The following is a 20219-nucleotide window of genomic DNA, read 5'->3' on the forward strand; positions in this document are numbered from 1 at the left end:
CTTCAATTGTCCGCACGAGTCTGTCCCCGTCAGGGAGTCATCAGCATGCAAATTTCTGGTAGCGCGTTCAGCGCAGGTCTCAGCGGTATTCAAGCCGGGCAGCGCCGTGTCGAACAGGCAGCCGGCGAGATTGCCAGCAATACCCTGCCGGCCCAGCAGCCGACAGCCGTTCAGCAAGCTCAGTCGGTGGAGCCCAGTACGCAGGTGCGCGGCGCGAATGAGCCTGACCTGGCGCAAAGCCTGGTGGGTTTGACCCAAGGGCGCAACGAGGTGCAGGCCAGTGCTCGTGTGGTGGAAACCGCCGACGAGGTGCTCGGCACCCTGATTGATACCCGCGCCTGACAGGGGTTGTCGGCGCTGCAGTAACCACAGGGCTCGCCCGGTTGGGCGAGGAGGGGTGAGATGCAGATCGGTGGCGCCATTTCCTATGCTGCGCCCCTGCCGTCCTCCCAGGCGGCTCGCCCGCCTTCGTCCGATCTATCCCCCTCCGGCGATCTTGGTTCCAGGCCAGTGGAGCCTGGTAGTGATTCAAGCAAGCTGCGAGATGAAGACGATAGCTCCCGGCGTGCCGATGCCCAAGGTGAAGAGCAATCTCCACGTGAAGCCCAAGTGCTCCGTCAAGAGCAGCTCGAGATCGCCGAGCTGGTCAGCAGGGATCGCGAAGTCCGCACTCACGAGCAGGCACATGCCTCCGTCGGCGGTGCCTACGCCGGTGCTCCTACCTACACGTTCAAACGCGGCCCGGACGGCAAGAGCTATGCCGTGGGTGGCGAAGTCAGCATCGACACCAGTCCGGTTCCCAATGACCCCGAAGCCACCCTGCGCAAGATGGAGCTGGTGCAGCGCGCGGCTCTGGCCCCAGCCGAGCCCTCGGCGCAGGATCTGAGTGTCGCCGCCGAAGCGGCCGCCCAGGCGACCCAAGCCCGCGGCGAGCTAGCCCAGATGCGTCGTGAAGAGGCAGTCACCGCTGCCGAAGAGCGTGCACAGCTGCGCGAGGAGCGCCTGGCCGAAGAGGAAGAGCAGCGAGCAGCCGAGGAGGAGCCGCCGATGCAGCAGCAACCCGCCTCCGAGCCGCCTAAACTGGACCTGTACCTGCGCCTGTCCCAGCTGCAGGCCCCCGCATCGGCGGTCGACCTGATGGTCTGATGGGTGGCGGTCAGGTGCTTGACAAGGGTGGGGCGTAAACGTATGTTTCAAACGCCTGTTTGATTGCCGGGCCGGTTCGCGCCTGCCGGGCGCTGGGAGAAATCCCGCGAACGACCGCTCTAGACGGTCACCCAATACCAAGGAATCCACCGTAGAGGTTTACCGCTATGCCTGAGTACAAGGCCCCCTTGCGTGATATCCGTTTCGTTCGCGACGAACTGCTCGGCTACGAAGCGCACTATCAGAGCCTGCCTGGCTGCCAAGACGCCACCCCGGACATGGTCAGCGCCATTCTGGAAGAAGGCGCCAAGTTCTGTGAGCAAGTCATCGCTCCGCTGAACCGCGTTGGTGACCTCGAGGGCTGCACCTGGTCCGAGTCCGGTGTGAAGACCCCCACCGGCTTCAAAGAAGCCTATCAGCAGTTCGTCGAAGGCGGCTGGCCGAGCCTGGCGCACAACGTTGACCACGGTGGCCAAGGCCTGCCGGAATCCCTGGGCTTGGCCCTGAGCGAAATGGTCGGCGAAGCCAACTGGTCCTGGGGCATGTACCCGGGCCTGTCCCACGGCGCGATGAACACCATCGAAGCCCATGGCACCGACGAGCAGAAGCACACCTACCTGACCAAGCTGGTATCCGGCGAGTGGACTGGCACCATGTGCCTGACCGAACCGCACTGCGGTACCGACCTGGGCATGCTGCGCACCAAGGCCGAGCCGCAGGCTGACGGCTCCTACAAAGTGTCCGGCACCAAGATCTTCATCTCCGCTGGCGAACACGACATGGTCGATAACATCGTCCACATCGTGCTGGCCCGCCTGCCCGACGCTCCGCAAGGCACCAAGGGTATTTCCCTGTTCATCGTGCCGAAGTTCAACGTCAATGCCGACGGCAGCGTAGGTTCGCGCAACGCCGTTTCCTGTGGCTCCCTGGAGCACAAGATGGGCATCCACGGTAACGCTACCTGCGTGATGAACTTCGACGGCGCTACCGGCTACCTGATCGGCCCGGCCAACAAAGGCCTGAACTGCATGTTCACCTTCATGAACACTGCTCGCCTGGGTACTGCTCTGCAGGGCCTGGCTCACGCCGAAATCGGTTTCCAGGGCGGCCTGAAGTACGCTCGCGAGCGTCTGCAGATGCGTTCCCTGACCGGCCCGAAAGCGCCGGACAAAGCCGCTGACCCGATCATCGTCCACCCGGACGTGCGTCGCATGCTGCTGACCATGAAGGCCTTCGCCGAAGGTAACCGCGCGATGGTGTACTTCACCGCCAAGCAGGTCGACATCGTCAAGTACAGCCAGGACGAAGAAGAGAAGAAAGCCGCTGACGCGATGCTGGCCTTCCTGACTCCGATCGCCAAGGCCTTCATGACCGAAGTCGGTTTCGAAGCTGCCAACCACGGCGTACAGATCTATGGCGGCCACGGCTTCATCGCCGAGTGGGGCATGGAGCAGAACGTTCGTGACAGCCGTATCTCCATGCTGTACGAAGGCACCACCGGCGTTCAGGCCCTCGACCTGCTGGGTCGTAAAGTGCTGATGACCCAAGGCGAAGCCCTGAAAGGCTTCACCAAGATCGTGCACAAGTTCTGCCAGAACAACGAAGGCAACGAAGCCATCAAAGGCCTGGTTGCACCGCTGGCCCAACTGAACAAAGAGTGGGGCGACCTGACCATGAAAGTGGGCATGGCCGCGATGAAAGACCGTGAAGAAGTCGGCGCCGCTTCGGTGGACTACCTGATGTACTCCGGTTACGCCTGCCTGGCCTACTTCTGGGCCGACATCGCTCGCCTGGCTGCCGAGAAACTGGCTGCTGGTACCGACGACGAAGCCTTCTACAAGGCCAAGCTGCAGACCGCGCGCTTCTACTTCGAGCGCATCCTGCCGCGTACCCGCACCCACGCAGCGACCATGCTGTCCGGTGCCAGCAACCTGATGGACATGGACGAAGAGCACTTCGCTCTGGGCTACTAAGTCCGGTCCGACCTCAGGTCAGAGAAAGCCGCGACCTCTCGGGTCGCGGCTTTTTCATGGGCGTGTGAAAACGGTTGATTGACGGAATACGAACGTTTTCGCTGCCCTTTGTGTGCGATACAGGCAAAATGCCGCATCCCGCTCCAGCTTCGCGGGATGGAGAATCCGTAGTGCCTGGTCTTGCAGCCTATCGCCCCGCCCATCTGTTGACCGCCCTGCCGTTGCTGGTTGCCGGGTTGCTGATTGCTCGGATGGATCAGCTCAACGAGTTCTTCCTTTCTCTCTTCAACGTCTTGCCGACTCTGCTTCTGTTGCTCGGTGGAGCGTTCTGCATTGCATACGGGCGCCAACGCGAGCTATCGCTGCTGCTGGTCGTCTATCTCGCGTATTTCCTGCTGGATGACCAGACCGACCATTTCCGCGAGCACGGTAAGGTGCGTGATGATGCGGCGCTGGTGTTCCATCTATGCAGCCTGCTTTTGCCTGCGCTGTATGGCCTGTACGGTGCTTGGCGCGAGCGCAGTCACCTCGTGCAGGACCTGATCGCCCGTGCCGCCGTGTTGCTGGCTGTGGGCGGTACCTTCCTGGCTCTGGCACGGCGTTTCCCTCAAGGCCTGCAGACCTGGTTGGCGGAGATCCACTGGCCGCTCTGGCATGGCCAGTGGATGAGCCTGATCCAGCTTGCCTATCCGATGTTCCTGATCGCCGCTGTACTCCTGCTCGTCCAGTACCTGCGCCAGCCCCGGCCGGTGCATGCGGCCCTGCTCTGTGGCCTGCTGGGCCTGATATGGATGCTGCCCAATACCTTTATCCTGCCGCACGCGCTTCAGGTAATGAGCAGCCTGGTAATGCTGATGCTGGTGGCGGCCGTGGTGCATGAGGCATATCAGATGGCTTACCGCGACGAGCTCACTGGCTTGCCCGGCCGCCGTGCCCTGAACGACCGACTCGATCGGCTGGGGCGCAATTATGTGATCGCGATGGCCGATGTCGATCACTTCAAGAAGTTCAACGATACCCATGGCCACGACGTCGGCGACCAGGTGCTGCGTCTGGTTGCCAGTCAGCTACGCAGGATCGGTGGCGGCGGTAAGGCATATCGCTTCGGTGGCGAGGAGTTCACCAGCGAGGCGGACCTTTCGGTTGTCATCGACTCCGCCAGCGAGGCGCATGGCGACGGTTCCGCCGCGTTGCCGCTGGAGACTGTCGGTTGGGGATATCCGAGAGGCCTTGCGGGGATCGGTTCACTGCGACTTGAACGGTCAAGCAGCAGGCAGCTCAGATGGGGGCGCTCGACAGGCACTGTCGAGCGGATAGCACTTTCGAGTGCGGCTTCTGTTTTTTGGTCTAAAAGCGTCCTATTGGTCATAACTTGAATCTATGTCCTAAATCGGTGTTCTTATAGACTCGGCTCGTACTATCCACAGCCGACTCCTTTCGGCTGTTCGCTGCTCCGTCTGAGGAACGTTTCATGGCCGACTACAAAGCCCCCCTGCGCGATATGCGCTTCGTACTCAATGAAGTCTTCGAAGTCTCCAAGCTGTGGGCAGAGCTCCCCGGCCTGGCCGAAGTAGTCGACGCCGATACTGCCTCCGCGATTCTCGAAGAAGCCGGCAAGGTCACCGGTGGCACCATCGCCCCGCTGAACCGCAGCGGCGACGAGGAAGGCTGCTCCTGGACCGACGGCGTGGTGAAGACCCCGGCCGGTTTCCCGGAGGCCTATCAGACTTACGCCGAGGGCGGTTGGGTTGGCGTGGGTGGTTCGCCGGAATTCGGCGGCATGGGCATGCCGAAAGTGATCGGTGCCCAGGTCGAGGAGATGGTCAACTCGGCCAACCTGTCCTTCGGTCTATATCCGATGCTCACTGCCGGCGCCTGCCTGTCGATCCTCAACCACGCTAGCGAAGAGCTGAAGCAGCAGTACCTGCCGAACATGTATTCCGGTGTATGGGCCGGCTCCATGTGCCTGACCGAGCCGCATGCCGGCACCGATCTGGGCATCATCCGCACCAAGGCCGAGCCGCAGGCCGACGGCAGCTACAAGATCACCGGCACCAAGATATTCATCACCGGCGGTGAGCACGACCTGACCGAGAACATCATCCATCTGGTGCTGGCCAAGCTACCGGACGCTCCGGCCGGCCCGAAAGGCATCTCGCTGTTCCTGGTGCCGAAGGTCATGGTCAATGCCGATGGCTCTCTGGGTGAGAAAAACAGCCTGGGTTGTGGCTCGATCGAGCACAAGATGGGCATCAAGGCCTCGGCCACCTGCGTGATGAATTTCGATGGCGCCACCGGCTGGATCATCGACGAGCCAAACAAGGGGCTCAACGCGATGTTCACCATGATGAACTACGAGCGCCTCGGTGTTGGCATCCAGGGTCTGGCCCTGGGTGAGCGCTCCTACCAGAGCGCCATCGAATACGCTCGTGATCGTATCCAGAGCCGTGCTCCGACCGGCCCGGTGAATAAGGACAAGGCGGCCGATCCGATCATCGTGCATCCGGACGTGCGTCGCATGCTGCTGACCATGAAGGCGCTGAACGAAGGCGGCCGCGCTTTCTCCAGCTACGTCGCCATGCAGCTGGATACCGCCAAATACAGCGAAGATGCGATTGTCCGCAAGCGCGCAGAAGAGCTGGTGGCGCTGCTGACTCCGGTGGCCAAGGCTTTCCTCACCGACATGGGCCTGGAAACCACCGTGCATGGCCAGCAGATCTTCGGCGGTCATGGCTTCGTCCGCGAATGGGGCCAGGAGCAACTGATCCGCGATTGCCGCATCACCCAGATCTACGAAGGCACCAACGGCATCCAGTCGCTGGACCTGATGGGCCGCAAGATCGTCGGTAGCGGCGGCAGCTACTACCGCCACTTCGCCGAGGAGATCAAGGCCTTCATCGCCAGCGCAGACGCCTCCCTTGCCGAGTTCACCGGTCCACTGCAGGCGGCGGTAGAAAATCTCGACGGGCTGACGGACTGGGTGCTGGAACGCGCCAAGGCCAACCCGAACGAGATCGGTGCCGCCTCGGTGGAGTACCTTCACGTATTTGGCTACACCTCCTACGCCTACATCTGGGCACTGATGGCGCGTGCTGCTCTGGGCAAGGAGGGGCAGGACGACTTCTATGCCAGCAAACTGGGCACTGCACGTTTCTTCTTCGCACGCCTGCTGCCGCGCATCCATTCTCTGACCGCGTCGGTCAAGGCCGGCAGCGAGTCGCTGTATCTGCTGGATGCGGCTCAATTCTGAGCTTGATTGAGCTGTAAAAAGCCCCGCTTCGGCGGGGCTTTTTCATGGGCGCCATAAACTGCGCAGAACGTGAGCAAGCGAAGCGTTGTGTCTGTGCGCCAGTTGGCCTACGTCTCTGAGAAGTGGTCCTCGGTGCGCCGATATACTCGGCCACCCCTGGGTGGGGACTTCGCCTCAACGGCTCGGGAATTACTGCATGCAATGGATCTTCATGCTGGTCGGCCTGGTGCTCGGTGCACTGGCTGGTGAATCGATAACCTCGGCCCTGCTTGGCGGGTTGCTGGGGCTGGGCCTGGGGCAGGCACTGCGCCTGCAGCAGCTGGCGGCGGACAACGAGCGGCTGCGCAAGGAGCTGAAGGGTTTCGCCGAGCGCTTCGAGCATGGCACCACAGCCTTGTACGAGCGCCTGATCAAGCTGGAGAGCTCACCATCGAGTACGGTCGCGCCGGTCGCCGAGCCGCTCGCTCCCGAGACGGCCGCTGCTGCCGCTGCGGCACCCGACGTTAACCCGATTGCTGAACCCGGAGTCGAGCCCGAGTCTGCCGAGCTGGTCTGGGAGCTGCCGGAGCAGCTCAGTCCCGCCCCCCTGGTGGCCGTCGAAGCGCCGCGCCCGATTCCAGCACCGGTCACGCCCTTGCCGCAGATCCCTCCGCGCCCCAGCGAGCCACGTCGCCCGGTCGCGCCGCGCGAGCCGTCACCGATCGAGCGGGGCTTCGCCCTGGCCAAGGCCTGGCTGCTGGGGGGCAATACCGTTCTGCGGGTCGGCGTGGTGCTGCTGTTCCTCGGCCTGGCCTTCCTCCTGCGCTACGCCACCGAGGGCATGGTGGTGCCGGTAGAGCTGCGCTACGCCGGCGTGGCGGCCAGCGCCATCGCTCTGCTCGGGCTGGGCTGGTGGCTGCGCCGGCGCAACCCCAGCTACGGCCTGATGCTGCAGGGTACCGGTATCGCCGTGCTGTACCTGACGGTGTTCGCCGCCATGCGCCTGCACCCGCTGCTCGACCCCAAGCTGGCCCTCGGCCTGCTGGTGCTGGTGACCGCCTTCTCGGCCATCCTCGCCGTGGCGCAGAACGCCCTGGGCCTAGCCGTGGCCGCGGCGCTCGGCGGCTTCGCCGCGCCGATCCTCACCTCTACCGGCAGCGGCAACCATGTGGCGCTGTTCTCCTACTTCGTCCTGCTCAACACCGGCATCTTCGCCATCGCCTGGTTCAAGGCCTGGCGCTTGCTCAACCTGGTCGGTTTCGTCGGCACCTTCGGCATCGGCTTCGCCTGGGGCATTCGCTCCTATACGCCTGAGCTGCTGTGGAGCACCGAGCCGTTCCTGCTGCTGTTCTTCCTGATGTACGTGGCCATCGGCCTGCTGTTCGCCCGGCGCAAACTGCGTGAGGCGACGGATGCCCCCGAGGGGCGCGATGAGCAGCTGCGCTGGGCCCGCGGGCGCGCCGACTATGTCGACGGTACCGTGCTGTTCGGCCCGCCGCTGGTGGGCTTCGGTTTGCAGTACGCCATCGTTCAGCATCTGGAATTCGCCGCGGCCTTCAGTGCCCTCGGCCTGGGCCTGTTTTATATGATCCTGGCGCGCCTGCTGCGCGGGCGCAACGTGCTGTTGCTGATGGAGACCTGTCTAGCCCTGGGCGTGGTGTTCGCCACCCTGGCCATCCCGCTGGGCCTGGACGCTCGCTGGACCTCCGCCGCCTGGGCGGTGGAGGGCGCCGGCATCTACTGGTTGGGCCTGCGCCAGGGGCGGCCACTGGCGCGCACCTTCGCCTTGTTCCTGCAGTTCGCGGCAGCGCTGGCCTTCCTCGGCGGGATCGATTTCTCCATCCCCAGCGACACGGTACTCGACGGTGCACCGCTGGGTGCGTTGATGCTCGGGGTGGCGCTGCTGTTCAGCTTCTGGCAACTGCGCCGGGCGCCGCAGGACGTCAGCCGGGCCTGGGAGCGCCGTGGCCTGCCGCTACTGGCGACTGCCGGTCTGGGCTTCCTCTATCTGATCGCCCCGCTGTGCCTGGGCCCGGAAGGTACGGCCATCGCCTGGGCGCTGGCCGGCCTGGCGACTCTGTTTGCCGGCCTGCGCCTGCAGTCGCGCACCTTCCTGTTCAGCGCATTCGCCATCCAGCTGCTCGGCGGCGTGCTGTTCCTCGCGCGGCTGCGCGGCGCCGATGCGGATGGTGCCGGCGTACTCGACTCCGGCTGGCGCGGCCTGATGGTCTGCTCGCTGATCGGCCTGGCGCTGGTGGCCGGCATGCTGATCGCGGTACGCGACAAGCTGGTCCGCGAGGACCGCGGCCTGATGCGTGGGCTTTCGCTGGTGATGCTGGTCGGCCTGCTGTTCGTCAATCTGGCGGTGCTGTTCGTGCTGCCCTGGCAGAGCGCCGCGGCGGTGTGGGCCGGTACGGGCCTGCTGATCATCTGGCTCAGCCTGCGCCTGCAGTTACGCGCCGGTTTCCTGTTCGGCTTGGTGCTGCAGGTAGTCGGCGGTATCGCTTTCCTCGCCGCCAGCCCGCTGCTGCTCGGCTATCTGCCCAGCGAGGGGCTGCTTCCGTTGGCGCATGCCGGTTTCTGGGCGCCGCTGGTGCTGGCCCTGGCCGCGCAGGTTGGCGCCTGGCGCTTGCGCCATGTGCTGTTGCGCCAGCAGGCGGGCAACCTGGGTAGCCTGAGCCTGCAGCGCCTGTCACAGCTGTTGCTGGCCTGGGGCGCCGCCTGGTGGGCGCTGGCCCTGAGCAGCGAGGTGCTGCGCTTCGTCGCCGTCGAGTTGCAGGGCGCCGCGTTGCTGGCGCTGGCCGCGCTCAGCGTGGCGCTGTGGAGCTGGCTGGCCGGGCGTCTACGCTGGCGTTCGCTGGCACTGCTGTGCAGCCTGCTGGTACCGGCCGGCCTGGTGATCCTGCTGCACCTGGGCGAGCGCACCTACCATCCGGCGGCCGGTTTCGGCTGGCTCGGCTGGGGCCTGCTGTTCGCCGTGCACTTGTGGTCGCTCAGGCGTCTGGCCGAGTTGCTGCCAGCCGGTGTACGCAGCGCAGTTCATGTGCTGGGTTGCTGTTTGATCCTCGGCGTATTGGCCTTGGAACTTCGCTACCTGCTGATGCTGCTGGCCGAGCACTACAACGCCTGGCGCTGGCTGGGCTGGGCCGTGTTGCCGAGCGCCTTCCTCCTGGCAATGGCCGCGCCGCGTGCCTGGCCCTGGCCGGTAGCGGCCTACCCGCGCGAATACCGGGTACTGGCCGCCGCGCCGCTGGCGCTGCTGATGCTCGGCTGGCTGTGGCTGGCCAATATCGCCAGCGACGGCAGTGCCGACCCGCTGCCCTACCTGCCGCTGCTCAACCCGCTGGAGCTGGGCATGCTGCTGGTGCTGATGGCGATCTACAGCTGGTTGCGTGCCGGCCTACCGCAGCTGGGCCTGGCGGCGCACAGCGAGCGCATCGCGCAGGTAGTCGCTGGAGCCACGCTGTTCGCCGTGCTCACCGCCACCGTATTCCGCGCCGCCCATCACTGGGGCGGCGTGCCCTACGAGCTGGATGCGCTGCTCGACTCGATGCTGGTGCAGGCCGGCCTGTCCATCGTCTGGACCCTGATCGCCCTGCCGCTGATGATCGTCGGCCATCTGCGCGGCCGCCGCGAGCTGTGGCTGCTGGGCGCGGCGCTGATCGCCGTGGTGGTGGCCAAGCTGTTCTTCGTCGAGCTGGGCAACCGCGGAGGCCTGGAACGCATCATTTCCTTTATCGGCGTCGGCGTACTGCTGCTGGTGGTGGGCTACTTCGCCCCGCTGCCGCCACGCAAACCCGAATCTGCACAGGTGAATGCATGAACAAGTGCTTGTCGATCGTCCTCGCGGCCCTGCTCGCCGCGCCGCTGGTGCAGGCCGAATACGCTACCCAGGTGCCGCTGAAGCTGGAGGGCGAGGGCCCCTGGTATCGCCTGGAACTGCCGCTGGGTGTGCAGATGGCCGCCAGCCACGCCGACCTGCGTGACCTGCGGGTGCTCAACGCCGAGGGCGAGGAGCTGGCCTATGCCCTGACCCTGGGCAGCGCCCAGCCCGAGGAAAAGCGCCAGGAGGCGGCGGTGAAGTGGTTCCCGCTGCGTGGCCCGGCCGATGCCCAGGCTGCGCCGGCCATCCGCGTGCAGCGCGGCACTAACGGCACCTTGGTGGAGGTGGCGCCGGAGCAGACGGGGCAGGGCGAACAGATACTGCGTGGCTGGCTGCTGGATGCAAGCGCATTCGATGAGCCATTACACCGTTTGCTGCTGGACTGGAGCGCCGAACAGGAAGGCTTCCAGCGCTTCACTATCGAGGCCAGCGATGACCTGCAGCACTGGCAGCGCTGGGAAGATGGACAGATCGCCCGCCTGAGCTTCGCCGACGAGCGCGTCGAACAGCGCGAAGTGGAGCTGCCGGGCGCCAAGGCGCGCTACCTGCGCCTGCTCTGGCAAGCGCCGCAGCAGGCCCCGGCACTGCTGGCCGCGCGAGTGGTGAGCATCGAGAGCCAGGACCTGGCGCCGCCGCTGGCCTGGTCCGTGCCACTGTCGCCGACTTCGAGCAAGGTTGGTGAGTACAGATGGGAGCTGCCACTGTCGCTGCCGCTGGAGAAAGTTCGCGTGCAGCTGCCACCGGGCAATGTGCTGGCGCCGGTCAGCCTGTCCTCCCGCGGTGCCGGCAAGCTGGAGTGGCAGCCGCTGACCAGCGGCCTGCTCTATCGCCTGCCGCAGGATGGCAAGGAAACGCTGCAGGACCAGATCGAGCTATGGGGCACGCCGGTGCAGCAGTTGCGCCTGCGTATCGACGCCCGTGGCGGAGGCCTCGGTAGCGAGGCGCCAGCGATCCGCGTGGCGGTACGCGGCACCCAGGTGGTGTTCCTAGCTCGCGGCTCGGCACCTTATCGGCTGGCACTGGGCGATGCCTCGGCTCGTTCCGCGGCGCTGCCGCTGGGCACGCTGATTCCAGGCTATGAACCCAAGCACCTGGCTGGCCTGGGCCGCGCCGTGGCACCGGACGAAGTGCCAGCGGCAATGCGCCAGGTTGCCGATGCAGCGCAGTCGGCGGCGGACTGGAAGCGCATCGGCTTATGGGGGGTGCTATTGGTGGGTGTCGCTTTGCTAGGCGGCATGGCTTTCAGCCTGTTGCGCAAGCCGGAGGTCAGTGAACACTAGTTCTCTGTAGCAAGCGCTTGGTGAATTGAGACGGAAATCACGCTAGAGTCAGTCGGTGCCAACCGGTCAAAAAACAACGATAAGGACTTTCCGATGAAGCGCTTACTGACTCCGCTGGCGGCAGCCTGCCTGCTGGCCGGTAATCCCCTTTCCCTGCATGCCTCTCCGTATTCCTCCCTGGTCGTGTTCGGTGACAGCCTGAGCGACGCCGGCTGGACATCCGACGCTGATGGCCCCCGTCGTTTCACCAACAGGGTCGGGCCGACCTACCAGGCGGGCGAAGCCTATGGCCCGGTCGCTCCCATGTTGCTGGGCGGTCAGCTGGGGCTCGGTGCTGAGGGGCTGGCTGCTGCGAACGCCGGTGGCAACAACTGGGCTGTGGGTGGCTACCGCACTGATCAGATTCTGGACTCAGTCAATAACGAGTATCTGGCGCCCAATGCCTTCCAGGCCGACCCCAGCGCGCTGTACTACCTCACCGGTGGTGGCAACGATTTTCTGCAGCTGAGGATCAACCCTCTTCTGCCTTACGAGCAGGCGACAGTCCAGGCTCGAGAGGCTGCGGGGCGCCTCGTCGACAGCGTAGAGGCGCTGCAGCAGGCCGGTGCTCGTTACATCATGGTCTGGTTGCTGCCGGACGTGGGCAAGACACCGGCCATCTCGAATACCCCATTGGCTGGCGGTGTTTCCCTGTTAGGGGCCGACTTCAATGATGAGCTGGTGAAGCAGTTGTCCACGGTGAATGCCGAAGTCATTCCCCTCAACGTTCCGCTGATGCTATCCGAGGTCTTGGAGAGTCCGGGCAGCTACGGGCTGGCCAGCGATCTGACGACACAGCAGCTGATCGGTACATGCTTTGACGATTGCAGCAGCGAAAATCCGGCCTATGGGCTCAATGGCACCAATCCTGACCCGACCAAGCTGCTGTTCAACGATGGTGTGCACCCGACCATCACCGGCCAGAGGCTGATCGCCGACTATGCCTATTCGCTGCTGTCCGCGCCCTGGGAAATCAGCCTGCTACCGGAGATGGCGCATGGCACCCTGCGTTCGCACCAGGACCAGCTACGTGCCCAATGGCAGGCAGACTGGGAAGCCTGGCAGGCGGTCGGTCAATTCCGCTCCTTCGTCAATGCGGGCGGGCAGCGGCAGAGCTACGACGCCTTCGGTGGTGATGCCGATGGTAATGGCTACAGCCTGAATCTGGGCGGCAGTTATCGCCTCAATGACGCTTGGCGCGTAGGCCTGGCCGCCGGCCTGTACGAGCAGGACCTGGAGGTCGACCACACCGAAAGCGACTACAACCTGCGCAGCTACCTGGCCACCGCCTTCGCTCAGTACCAGCAGAACCGCTGGTGGGGTGAGCTGGCTGCCAGCGTCGGTTATCTGGACTACGACGACCTCAAACGTCAGTTCGATCTGGGCCCGGCCACTCGCAGCGAGAAGGGCGACACCGATGGTGACCTGTGGAGTCTGAGCGGTCGCGTAGGCTATGACATCGCCCAGAGCCCGGACAGCCAGTGGCACCTGAGCCCCTTCGTCAGCGCCGACTACGCACGGGTCGAGGTGGATGGCTATGCCGAGGATGGTCAGCGCTCCTCCGCCTTGAACTATGGCGACCAGACGCGTACGTCCAAGCGCCTTGGCGTCGGCCTTCAGGGGCTGTTCGACCTGAGCCAGCAGACTCGTCTGTTCGGTGAGGTGGCGATGGAGCGCGAGTACGAGGACGATGCCACCGATGTGGATATGTCCCTGCGCAGCCTGCCGACCATTGGCTACACGCTGGAAGGTTACACGCCGGACGACAAGACCTGGCGTGCCAGCGTCGGTGTGAGTCATAGGCTCGCCGAGGGCGTGGCCGTTCGTGGTGCTTACATCTACCGCGACGCCGACGACAGCGATCAGCACGGTATCAACCTGTCCCTGTCCTGGGACCTGTAAGCGTCCACTGTCTCCACGGCCCCGCAACGGGGCCGTGGTACTGAACTTCGCCCACATCGCCAACCTCTTATCTGCTGTCCGGTTCGGCAGAGGCGCCCGCGCGCGCAAACGGTTAAACTGCCGCCTTTCCCAGTTCCTGGAGCCCTCCATGTCGCGCGTCACCCTCAGCCGCTACCTGATCGAACAGACCCGCAGTCACAACACCCCGGCCGACCTGCGTTTCCTCATCGAGGTGGTCGCGCGCGCGTGCAAGGAAATCAGCCATGCCGTGTCCAAGGGCGCCCTCGGCGGCGTGCTCGGCAGCATGGGCACCGAGAACGTCCAGGGCGAAGTGCAGAAGAAGCTCGACGTGATCTCCAACGAGATCCTGCTGGAGGCCAACGAGTGGGGCGGCCACCTGGCCGGCATGGCCTCCGAAGAGATGGACAATGCCTACCAGATCCCCGGCAAGTACCCGAAAGGCGCCTACCTGCTGGTGTTCGACCCGCTGGACGGCTCCAGCAACATCGACGTCAACGTCTCGGTCGGCACCATCTTCTCCGTGCTGCGTTGCCCGGATGAATACCTGAGCCAGAACGACAGCCTGGACGAGAAGGCCTTCCTGCAGCCGGGCACCAAACAGGTTTGCGCTGGCTACGCCATCTACGGCCCGCAGACCATGCTGATGCTGACCCTCGGTGACGGCGTCATGGGCTTCACCCTGGACCGCGAGATGGGCAGCTTCGTGCTCACCCACGACAACATTCGCGTACCGGAGAGCACCGCCGAGTTCGCCATCAACATGTCCAACCAGCGCCACTGGGAAGCCCCGGTCAAGCGTTATGTGGACGAGCTGCTGGCCGGTAAGGAAGGCCCGCTGGGCAAGAACTACAACATGCGTTGGATCGCCTCCATGGTGGCCGACGTGCACCGCATCCTCACCCGTGGCGGCCTGTTCATGTACCCGCGCGATGCCCGCGAGCCGGAGAAACCGGGCAAGCTGCGCCTGATGTACGAGGCCAACCCGATGTCGATGCTGATCGAGCAGGCCGGCGGTGCCGCCACCAACGGCACCCAGCGCATCCTCGACATCCAGCCGGAATCCCTGCACCAGCGCGTGGCGGTGTTCCTCGGCTCGAAGGAAGAAGTCGAGCGCGTTACCGGTTACCACAAGGCCTGAAGCATGAGTGCCTGGCAGCTGCTGCTGGACTGGTGGTTCGGTGATACCGAGGCCTCCGCCAGTACGGTGGCTACCAGCCGCCAAGGCCTGTGGTTTGGCTACCGCGCCGAGCAGGACGACGAGGCTCGCCGACTGTTCGGCGAACCCTGCGCTGTGGCCCTGGCTGGCGGTCTGCAGGAGTGGGCCGCGCAACCGCAGGGCTGGCTGGCGTTGATCCTGCTGCTGGACCAACTGCCACGCATGATCCATCGCGGCGCCCCGCAAGCCTTCTCCGGCGATGCCCGTGCGCAAGCGCTGGTTCGCCAGGGCCTGGAGCAGGGGGTCGATAACCGGCTACCGGCGATCTGTCGGGTCTTTCCCTATCTGGTGCTGGAGCATGCCGAAGATCTTGCCCTGCAGGACGAGGCAGTCGCGGGTTTCGCCGCATTGCGCGACCAGGTTTCCACCGACCAGCGCGCGCCGTTCGACGGCTATCTGGATTACGCCGAGCGGCACCGTCAGGTGATTCGCCGCTTCGGCCGTTTCCCGCATCGCAACGACATCCTCGGACGCACCTCCTCGGCCGAGGAGCGGGCCTTCCTCGAACAACCGGGCTCGCGGTTCTAGGCGAGGTATTCGGCTCTCGCGAACTGTGCGCCGGTTCGAGGGTCGGAGAGGCGCAATCGGGCGCGTCCTGTGCCAAGCTCTCTCGCAGTTTTCTTCCCTCTGGAGTTCCCCATGTCGCTGCGTAACGTCGCTGTCCTCGCCGCCTGTGTCCTGCTCGCCGCCTGCAGCAAGATCAACCAGGAAAACTACTCCCAGCTCAAGGCCGGCATGGCCAAGAGCGAAGTGGAGAGCCTGCTTGGCAGCCCCGCGGAATGTTCCGGCGCCATCGGCCTGACCAGCTGCACCTGGGGTGACGAGAAGACCTTCATCAGCGTTCAGTTCGCTGGTGACAAGGTAATGATGTTCTCCGGGCAGGGCCTCAAGTAACCCCGAGTCGAGATAACTCGCTCCTTCGGCCAGGTTCGCGGTCGAAAATCGCACAGGCCCGAAGGAGATTCCGCCATGCGCCCCATCCTGCTTTCCCTGCTGTTGCTCACCCTGGTCGGCTGTGCCGGTTCCGGCGAGCCGGACGACCTGCCGCAGACCGCCGGCCAGGTCGACCTGCAGCGCTACCAGGGCACCTGGTACGAGTTGGCCCGTCTACCGATGTTCTTCCAGCGTCACTGCGTCGCCTCCGAGGCGCATTACCGTCTGCAGGATGACGGTCGCGTGGCGGTGACCAACCGTTGTCGTACCGAGGATGGCGAGTGGCAGGAGGCGAACGGCGAGGCCGAACTGCAACAGGCGGGGAAGACCGACAAGCTGTGGGTGCGTTTCGACAACTGGTTCAGCAACCTTTTCCCGGGCCTGAGCAAGGGCGACTACTGGGTGCTCTATCTCGAGGATGACTACAGCGTTGCGCTGGTCGGTCATCCGAATCGCGAATACCTGTGGCTGTTGTCGCGCACGCCGCAGGTCTCTGCCGAGGTGCGCGAGCGCCTGCTGGCCGAGGCCAAAGCCCGAGGCTACGACACCAGTGAGCTGATCTGGCGTGCGGATTAGCGCTTCTTGCGGCGCAGCTTCACCGTGATGTGAGTGTCGCCGGTACCGTGTTCGAACAGGCACCGCAGCGGTGTGGGCTTGCCCTTGAACAGGCTGGGGTTACCGGAAAACCCCACCGGCTCCTGCGGTACGCCGCGCGGGCTGAGGGCCAGAGCACCGTCGCCATCGAGGTCCTGGTACAGCTGCACGGCGTAGCGGCCGGGCGGCAGGTCGTCCAGGCGCAGTTCGCCACCGCTGCCCTGGATCTGCCGCAGGGTGCGCCCGTCCCAGTCCGACTGATCGGCAGATACCAGCGCGAGGTGCACCGGTGCATCGCCCTGGCGGTCCTCGACGCTGATCACGATATCCCCGGCAAAGGCTTGTGAACTGACGAACAGCATGGCCAGAAGGCACGGCCGGGTTACGGTTTGAAGAAATCGCTGTGGCATAATTCGGCCATTTTGCAGGGAATTGGCAAGGGATGCGTCAGGTTTTAGTGGTCCACTACTCACAAACCGGCCAGCTGGACCGTCTGGTCCAGTCGGTATGCGCTCCTCTCGAGAAAAGTGCCGGTGTGCAAGTCGACTATCTGCGACTGCAGCCCGCGCAACGCTTTCCGTTCCCCTGGCCTTTCCTGGGATTCTTCCGCATCTTTCCTGAAACGGTACTGATGCAGCCTCAGCCGCTGCAACCGCTGCAGGTGGATGCCGGAAAGCGCTACGACCTGGTGATCCTCGCCTACCAGGTATGGTTCCTCTCGCCGTCGATGCCGGTGACCAGTTTCCTCGCTTCGCCGGAGGCCGCACGGCTGCTCAAGGACACCCCGGTGGTGACCCTGATCGGCTGCCGCAACATGTGGCTGATGGCCCAGGAGAAGGTCAAGGCGCGCCTTTCCCAGCTGGGTGCGCGGCTGGTCGACAATATCGCCCTGACCGATGCCTGCGGCACCGCCGCCAGCTTCCTGGCCACCCCGCTGTGGATGTTCACCGGCCGGCAGAAACCCTACTCCTGGGTGCCGCGTGCCGGCATCGAGGAAAGCGAGATCGTCGCCGCCAGCCGCTTTGGCGAGGCCATGGCGCAGCGCCTGAGCGCCGACCAACTGCCTGTTGAGCAGCCCATGCTCAAGGGCCTCGGTGCCGTGCGTATCGACGAGAAGCTGATCGGCAGCGAGAAGGTCGGCAACCGCAGCTTCCAGCTATGGAGCCGCCTGCTCTCGGCACTTGGCCCGCAGCAGAGCCGTCGCCGTGGTGCCGGACTGGTGGTCTACATCGTCTTCCTGATCTGCCTGATTATCACCGTGGTGCCACTTGGCGCCCTGCTCAAGAAACTGCTGGCTCCGCTGTCCAGGGATCGGACTCTGCGTGAAAAGGCCTACTTCGCCGGTCCCTCCGGCGAGTGAAGTGACCCGAGGATTCAACGTGGCCAACCCTGTTTTCATCAATCGTATCAGTGCCTATCTGCCGTTCGACCCAGTGGACAACGAGCAGATGGAGGAGCGCCTCGGCCTGGTCGGTGGTCAGCCGTCGAGGGCCCGTCGCCTGGTGCTCAAGCGCAATGGCATCCAGAACCGTCATTACGTGATCGACCCGGCCAGTGGCGAGCCGGCGATGAACAATGCGCAGATCAGCGCCGAGGCGATTCGCGGTCTGCAGGGGCCTGGTTTCGATCTGGAGGAGCTGGATTGCCTGGTAGCCAGTACCTCGTCGCCGGACCAGACCATGCCCGGCCACGCCGTGATGGTGCACGGCGAACTGGGCAGCCCGCCCGGCGAGGTGGTGACCACTGCCGGCATCTGCCTGTGTGGCGTCACAGCGCTGAAGTATGCCTATCTCAGCGTGGCCAGCGGCGAGAGCCGCAACGCCGTGGCCTGTGGCTCGGAAGTCGCCTCCACGCTGATGCAGGCGCGCAACTTCGATGCCGAGTACGAACGCCGTACCGAGGAGTTGGAGAGCCACCCTGAGATAGCTTTCGAGAAGGATTTCCTGCGCTGGATGCTTTCCGACGGTGCCGGCGCGGTGTGGCTGCAAGGCCAGCCCAACGCCCGTGGCCTGAGCCTGCGCATCGACTGGATCGACATCCTGTCCTTCGCCGACCAGATGCCGCCCTGCATGTACGCCGGCGCCGAGATGGAGGAGGGTGGCCTGACCGGCTGGAGCCGCTTCGACGCCGCCGAGCGCAACCATCGCTCGGTGATGGCGATCAAGCAGGACGTCAAACTGCTTAACGACAACATCGTGCGTGTCACCGTGGTCGAGGCGCTCAGGCGCATCCTGCACAAGCGTGACCTGCGCGAGGCGGACATCGACCATTTCCTGCCGCACTATTCCTCCGAGTACTTCCGCGAGCGCCTGGCCGATGGCCTGGCCGAAGCCGACCTGCCGATTCCCCAGGAGCGCTGGTTCACCAACCTGACCAGCAAGGGCAACACCGGCGCCGCCTCGATCTTCATCATCCTTGAGGAGCTGTTCAACGGCGGCCGCCTGCGCAGCGGCGAGCGCCTGCTTTGTTACGTGCCCGAAAGCGGGCGTTTCTCCAGCGCATTCATGCATCTGACGGTGGTCGGCGATGAAGCTTGACGAGGTTCCCCAGGATCACAGCTCCACCTACGGCGGCCACAGCAAGCTGGTCTATGCCGTGGATGCCGAGGGCCACTACCAGCGCGCGCAGAGCGATGGCTGGGATACCGAGGCCTACGCCACCCAGCTGGCCGTGGCCGAGCTGGAGGCCCAGGAGGCCGAGGCCGAGGCGGCCTGGCAGCGCGGCGAGCTGTCGCCGCTGAAATGCCTGATGTACCGCTACCGCCTGGACGAGCCGGCGCTGGCGCAGATCACCGGGCTGTTCCAGTGGCGCATCCGCCGGCATTTCCGCCCGGCCATCTACCGGCGCCTGAGCGCCGCCATCCTCGCCCGTTACGCCGAAGCCTTCGGCCTGCCGGTGGAACAACTGATCGGCTACCAGAAGGCACCGGCATGAGCAGCTTCGAACCGCATTTCCAGCACCGCCAGAGCGCCCACTGCGAGAGCGGGGTGATGGCCAGCCTGCTGACCCACGCCGGCCTGCCGATGAGCGAGCCGATGGCCTTCGGCCTGGCCTCGGGCCTGGCCTTCGCCTACCTGCCGATCGTCAAGCTCAGCGGCATGCCGCTGATTGCCTATCGCATGCCGCCCAAGCACCTGATCAAGACCCTGAGCAAGCGCCTCGGTGCACGTCTTAACAGCCGTACCTTCGGCAACCCCGAGCAGGGCCGCCGCGAGCTGGATGCGCTGCTTGACCAGGGTCGCCTGGCCGGCTTGCAGAGCTCGGTGTTCTGGCTGCCGTACTTCCCGCCGGAGATGCGCTTCCACTTCAATGCGCACAACCTGCTGGCCTACGGCCGTGACGGCGACGAGTACCTGATCAGCGATCCGGTGTTCGAGGAGCCGGTGCGCTGCGCCAGCGCCGACCTGCAGAAGGCGCGGTTCGCCAAGGGCGCGCTGGCGGCCAAGGGCCTGATGTACTGGCTCGACGACGTGCCGCAGGAGCAGGACTGGGAGAAGCTGATCCGCCAGGCCGTGCTCGGCACCACGCGTATCCTTGACGGCATGCCGCTGCCGTGGATCGGCATTCGCGGCATCCAGCACCTGGCCAAGCAGGTCGAAAGCCTCGATCCGGCGCAGACCAAGTACAACCGCCTGTACCTGACCCACATCGTGCGCATGCAGGAAGAGATCGGCACCGGCGGCGCCGGCTTCCGCTTCATGTACGCCAGCTTCCTGCAGGAGGCTGGCGAGAAGATCGGCGCGGCCGAGCTGGGCGAAGCCTCGGCTCGTCTGACCGCCATCGGCGACGACTGGCGCCAGTTCGCCTCGGCCTGCGTGCGCGCCAGCCGCAGCAAGGGCGAGGCGCCGGACTTCCGTCCCATCGCCGAAATGCTGCGTGGCATCGCCGGCCAGGAGCGCGCGCTGATGAAGGAACTGGGCGCCTGGAGCAAGCGCAAGGGCTGAATCACGGCCCCGTCTGCTTCGCCGGTTGCCCTGGGTGAAGCGGCCGCGCCTGAGCCGTA

16 protein-coding genes and 1 pseudogene are annotated in these 20219 nt (G+C 64.8%); 16 read left to right on the forward strand and 1 reads right to left on the reverse strand.

Features of this window, described 5'->3' with window-relative positions:
* Positions 1–45: 45 nt before the first annotated feature.
* The 12 genes and pseudogenes from IB234_RS04695 (at position 46) to IB234_RS04750 (ending at position 16198) form a co-directional block, all read left to right on the forward strand.
* Positions 46–342 (forward strand): hypothetical protein, encoded by a 297-nt coding sequence (locus tag IB234_RS04695; protein WP_192314612.1) that lies wholly within the window; start codon positions 46–48, stop codon positions 340–342.
* 60 nt (positions 343–402) lie between these two features.
* On the forward strand, positions 403–1146 hold the full coding sequence (locus IB234_RS04700; protein WP_192314615.1) for a putative metalloprotease CJM1_0395 family protein: 744 nt from the start codon (positions 403–405) through the stop codon (positions 1144–1146).
* A 167-nt stretch (positions 1147–1313) separates the two neighbouring features.
* Complete coding sequence (locus tag IB234_RS04705) at positions 1314–3119, forward strand: phenylacyl-CoA dehydrogenase (RefSeq protein ID WP_192314618.1); 1806 nt, start codon at positions 1314–1316, stop codon at positions 3117–3119.
* A 128-nt stretch (positions 3120–3247) separates the two neighbouring features.
* A pseudogene (locus tag IB234_RS04710) lies at positions 3248–4240 on the forward strand (diguanylate cyclase); the annotation flags it as partial.
* 350 nt (positions 4241–4590) lie between these two features.
* The gene (locus IB234_RS04715) at positions 4591–6369 is read left to right on the forward strand and encodes an acyl-CoA dehydrogenase C-terminal domain-containing protein (protein ID WP_192314621.1); all 1779 of its coding nucleotides are present in this window, start codon (positions 4591–4593) and stop codon (positions 6367–6369) included.
* 196 nt (positions 6370–6565) lie between these two features.
* Positions 6566–10171 (forward strand): DUF2339 domain-containing protein, encoded by a 3606-nt coding sequence (locus IB234_RS04720; protein ID WP_192314624.1) that lies wholly within the window; start codon positions 6566–6568, stop codon positions 10169–10171.
* Complete coding sequence (locus IB234_RS04725) at positions 10168–11511, forward strand: DUF3999 domain-containing protein (protein ID WP_192314627.1); 1344 nt, start codon at positions 10168–10170, stop codon at positions 11509–11511. The genes IB234_RS04720 and IB234_RS04725 overlap by 4 nt, the downstream gene beginning before the upstream one ends.
* A 93-nt stretch (positions 11512–11604) precedes the next feature.
* Positions 11605–13452, forward strand: coding sequence for an autotransporter domain-containing SGNH/GDSL hydrolase family protein (locus tag IB234_RS04730; protein WP_192314644.1), 1848 nt, complete (start codon positions 11605–11607; stop codon positions 13450–13452).
* Between the two features lie 148 nt (positions 13453–13600).
* The gene (locus IB234_RS04735) at positions 13601–14611 is read left to right on the forward strand and encodes a class 1 fructose-bisphosphatase (RefSeq protein ID WP_192314647.1); all 1011 of its coding nucleotides are present in this window, start codon (positions 13601–13603) and stop codon (positions 14609–14611) included.
* 3 nt (positions 14612–14614) lie between these two features.
* Positions 14615–15217 carry a DUF924 family protein gene (locus IB234_RS04740; RefSeq protein WP_192314650.1) on the forward strand — a complete coding sequence of 201 codons (603 nt, stop codon included), beginning with the start codon at positions 14615–14617 and terminating at the stop codon, positions 15215–15217.
* Between the two features lie 111 nt (positions 15218–15328).
* Positions 15329–15583, forward strand: a complete 255-nt coding sequence (gene bamE / locus IB234_RS04745; protein ID WP_192314652.1) for an outer membrane protein assembly factor BamE — start codon at positions 15329–15331, stop codon at positions 15581–15583.
* 75 nt (positions 15584–15658) lie between these two features.
* Complete coding sequence (locus IB234_RS04750) at positions 15659–16198, forward strand: lipocalin family protein (RefSeq protein ID WP_192314655.1); 540 nt, start codon at positions 15659–15661, stop codon at positions 16196–16198.
* On the opposite strand, the gene IB234_RS04755 is transcribed toward IB234_RS04750, so the two are convergent.
* Complete coding sequence (locus IB234_RS04755; RefSeq protein ID WP_225580234.1) at positions 16195–16578, reverse strand: DUF2141 domain-containing protein; 384 nt, start codon at positions 16576–16578, stop codon at positions 16195–16197. The genes IB234_RS04750 and IB234_RS04755 overlap by 4 nt on opposite strands.
* An 80-nt stretch (positions 16579–16658) precedes the next feature.
* On the opposite strand from IB234_RS04755, the gene IB234_RS04760 reads away from it, so the two are divergent.
* Genes IB234_RS04760 through IB234_RS04775 form a run of 4 tightly spaced genes read left to right on the forward strand, consistent with a single transcriptional unit; the run spans position 16659 to position 20160 of the window.
* Positions 16659–17576, forward strand: a complete 918-nt coding sequence (locus IB234_RS04760) for a dialkylrecorsinol condensing enzyme (protein ID WP_192314661.1) — start codon at positions 16659–16661, stop codon at positions 17574–17576.
* Between the two features lie 19 nt (positions 17577–17595).
* Positions 17596–18753 carry a beta-ketoacyl-ACP synthase III gene (locus IB234_RS04765; protein WP_192314664.1) on the forward strand — a complete coding sequence of 386 codons (1158 nt, stop codon included), beginning with the start codon at positions 17596–17598 and terminating at the stop codon, positions 18751–18753.
* Positions 18743–19150 carry a hypothetical protein gene (locus tag IB234_RS04770; RefSeq protein ID WP_192314667.1) on the forward strand — a complete coding sequence of 136 codons (408 nt, stop codon included), beginning with the start codon at positions 18743–18745 and terminating at the stop codon, positions 19148–19150. Before IB234_RS04765 ends, IB234_RS04770 begins: the two co-directional genes overlap by 11 nt.
* Complete coding sequence (locus IB234_RS04775) at positions 19147–20160, forward strand: BtrH N-terminal domain-containing protein (RefSeq protein WP_192314670.1); 1014 nt, start codon at positions 19147–19149, stop codon at positions 20158–20160. Before IB234_RS04770 ends, IB234_RS04775 begins: the two co-directional genes overlap by 4 nt.
* Positions 20161–20219: the final 59 nt, after the last annotated feature.

Origin of the sequence: Pseudomonas sp. PDM16, assembly GCF_014851865.1 — a bacterium.
Classification (GTDB): domain Bacteria; phylum Pseudomonadota; class Gammaproteobacteria; order Pseudomonadales; family Pseudomonadaceae; genus Aquipseudomonas.

What these genes read in the sequence shown, in the direction of transcription:
- IB234_RS04695 (WP_192314612.1), top strand. Translation starts at nt 46, where the DNA reads ATGCAAATTTCTGGTAGCGCGTTCAGCGCAGGTCTCAGCGGTATTCAA.
- IB234_RS04700 (WP_192314615.1), top strand. Translation starts at nt 403, where the DNA reads ATGCAGATCGGTGGCGCCATTTCCTATGCTGCGCCCCTGCCGTCCTCC.
- IB234_RS04705 (WP_192314618.1), top strand. Translation starts at nt 1,314, where the DNA reads ATGCCTGAGTACAAGGCCCCCTTGCGTGATATCCGTTTCGTTCGCGAC.
- IB234_RS04715 (WP_192314621.1), top strand. Translation starts at nt 4,591, where the DNA reads ATGGCCGACTACAAAGCCCCCCTGCGCGATATGCGCTTCGTACTCAAT.
- IB234_RS04720 (WP_192314624.1), top strand. Translation starts at nt 6,566, where the DNA reads ATGCAATGGATCTTCATGCTGGTCGGCCTGGTGCTCGGTGCACTGGCT.
- IB234_RS04725 (WP_192314627.1), top strand. Translation starts at nt 10,168, where the DNA reads ATGAACAAGTGCTTGTCGATCGTCCTCGCGGCCCTGCTCGCCGCGCCG.
- IB234_RS04730 (WP_192314644.1), top strand. Translation starts at nt 11,605, where the DNA reads ATGAAGCGCTTACTGACTCCGCTGGCGGCAGCCTGCCTGCTGGCCGGT.
- IB234_RS04735 (WP_192314647.1), top strand. Translation starts at nt 13,601, where the DNA reads ATGTCGCGCGTCACCCTCAGCCGCTACCTGATCGAACAGACCCGCAGT.
- IB234_RS04740 (WP_192314650.1), top strand. Translation starts at nt 14,615, where the DNA reads ATGAGTGCCTGGCAGCTGCTGCTGGACTGGTGGTTCGGTGATACCGAG.
- bamE (WP_192314652.1), top strand. Translation starts at nt 15,329, where the DNA reads ATGTCGCTGCGTAACGTCGCTGTCCTCGCCGCCTGTGTCCTGCTCGCC.
- IB234_RS04750 (WP_192314655.1), top strand. Translation starts at nt 15,659, where the DNA reads ATGCGCCCCATCCTGCTTTCCCTGCTGTTGCTCACCCTGGTCGGCTGT.
- IB234_RS04755 (WP_225580234.1), bottom strand. Translation starts at nt 16,578, where the DNA reads ATGCTGTTCGTCAGTTCACAAGCCTTTGCCGGGGATATCGTGATCAGC.
- IB234_RS04760 (WP_192314661.1), top strand. Translation starts at nt 16,659, where the DNA reads ATGCGTCAGGTTTTAGTGGTCCACTACTCACAAACCGGCCAGCTGGAC.
- IB234_RS04770 (WP_192314667.1), top strand. Translation starts at nt 18,743, where the DNA reads ATGAAGCTTGACGAGGTTCCCCAGGATCACAGCTCCACCTACGGCGGC.
- IB234_RS04775 (WP_192314670.1), top strand. Translation starts at nt 19,147, where the DNA reads ATGAGCAGCTTCGAACCGCATTTCCAGCACCGCCAGAGCGCCCACTGC.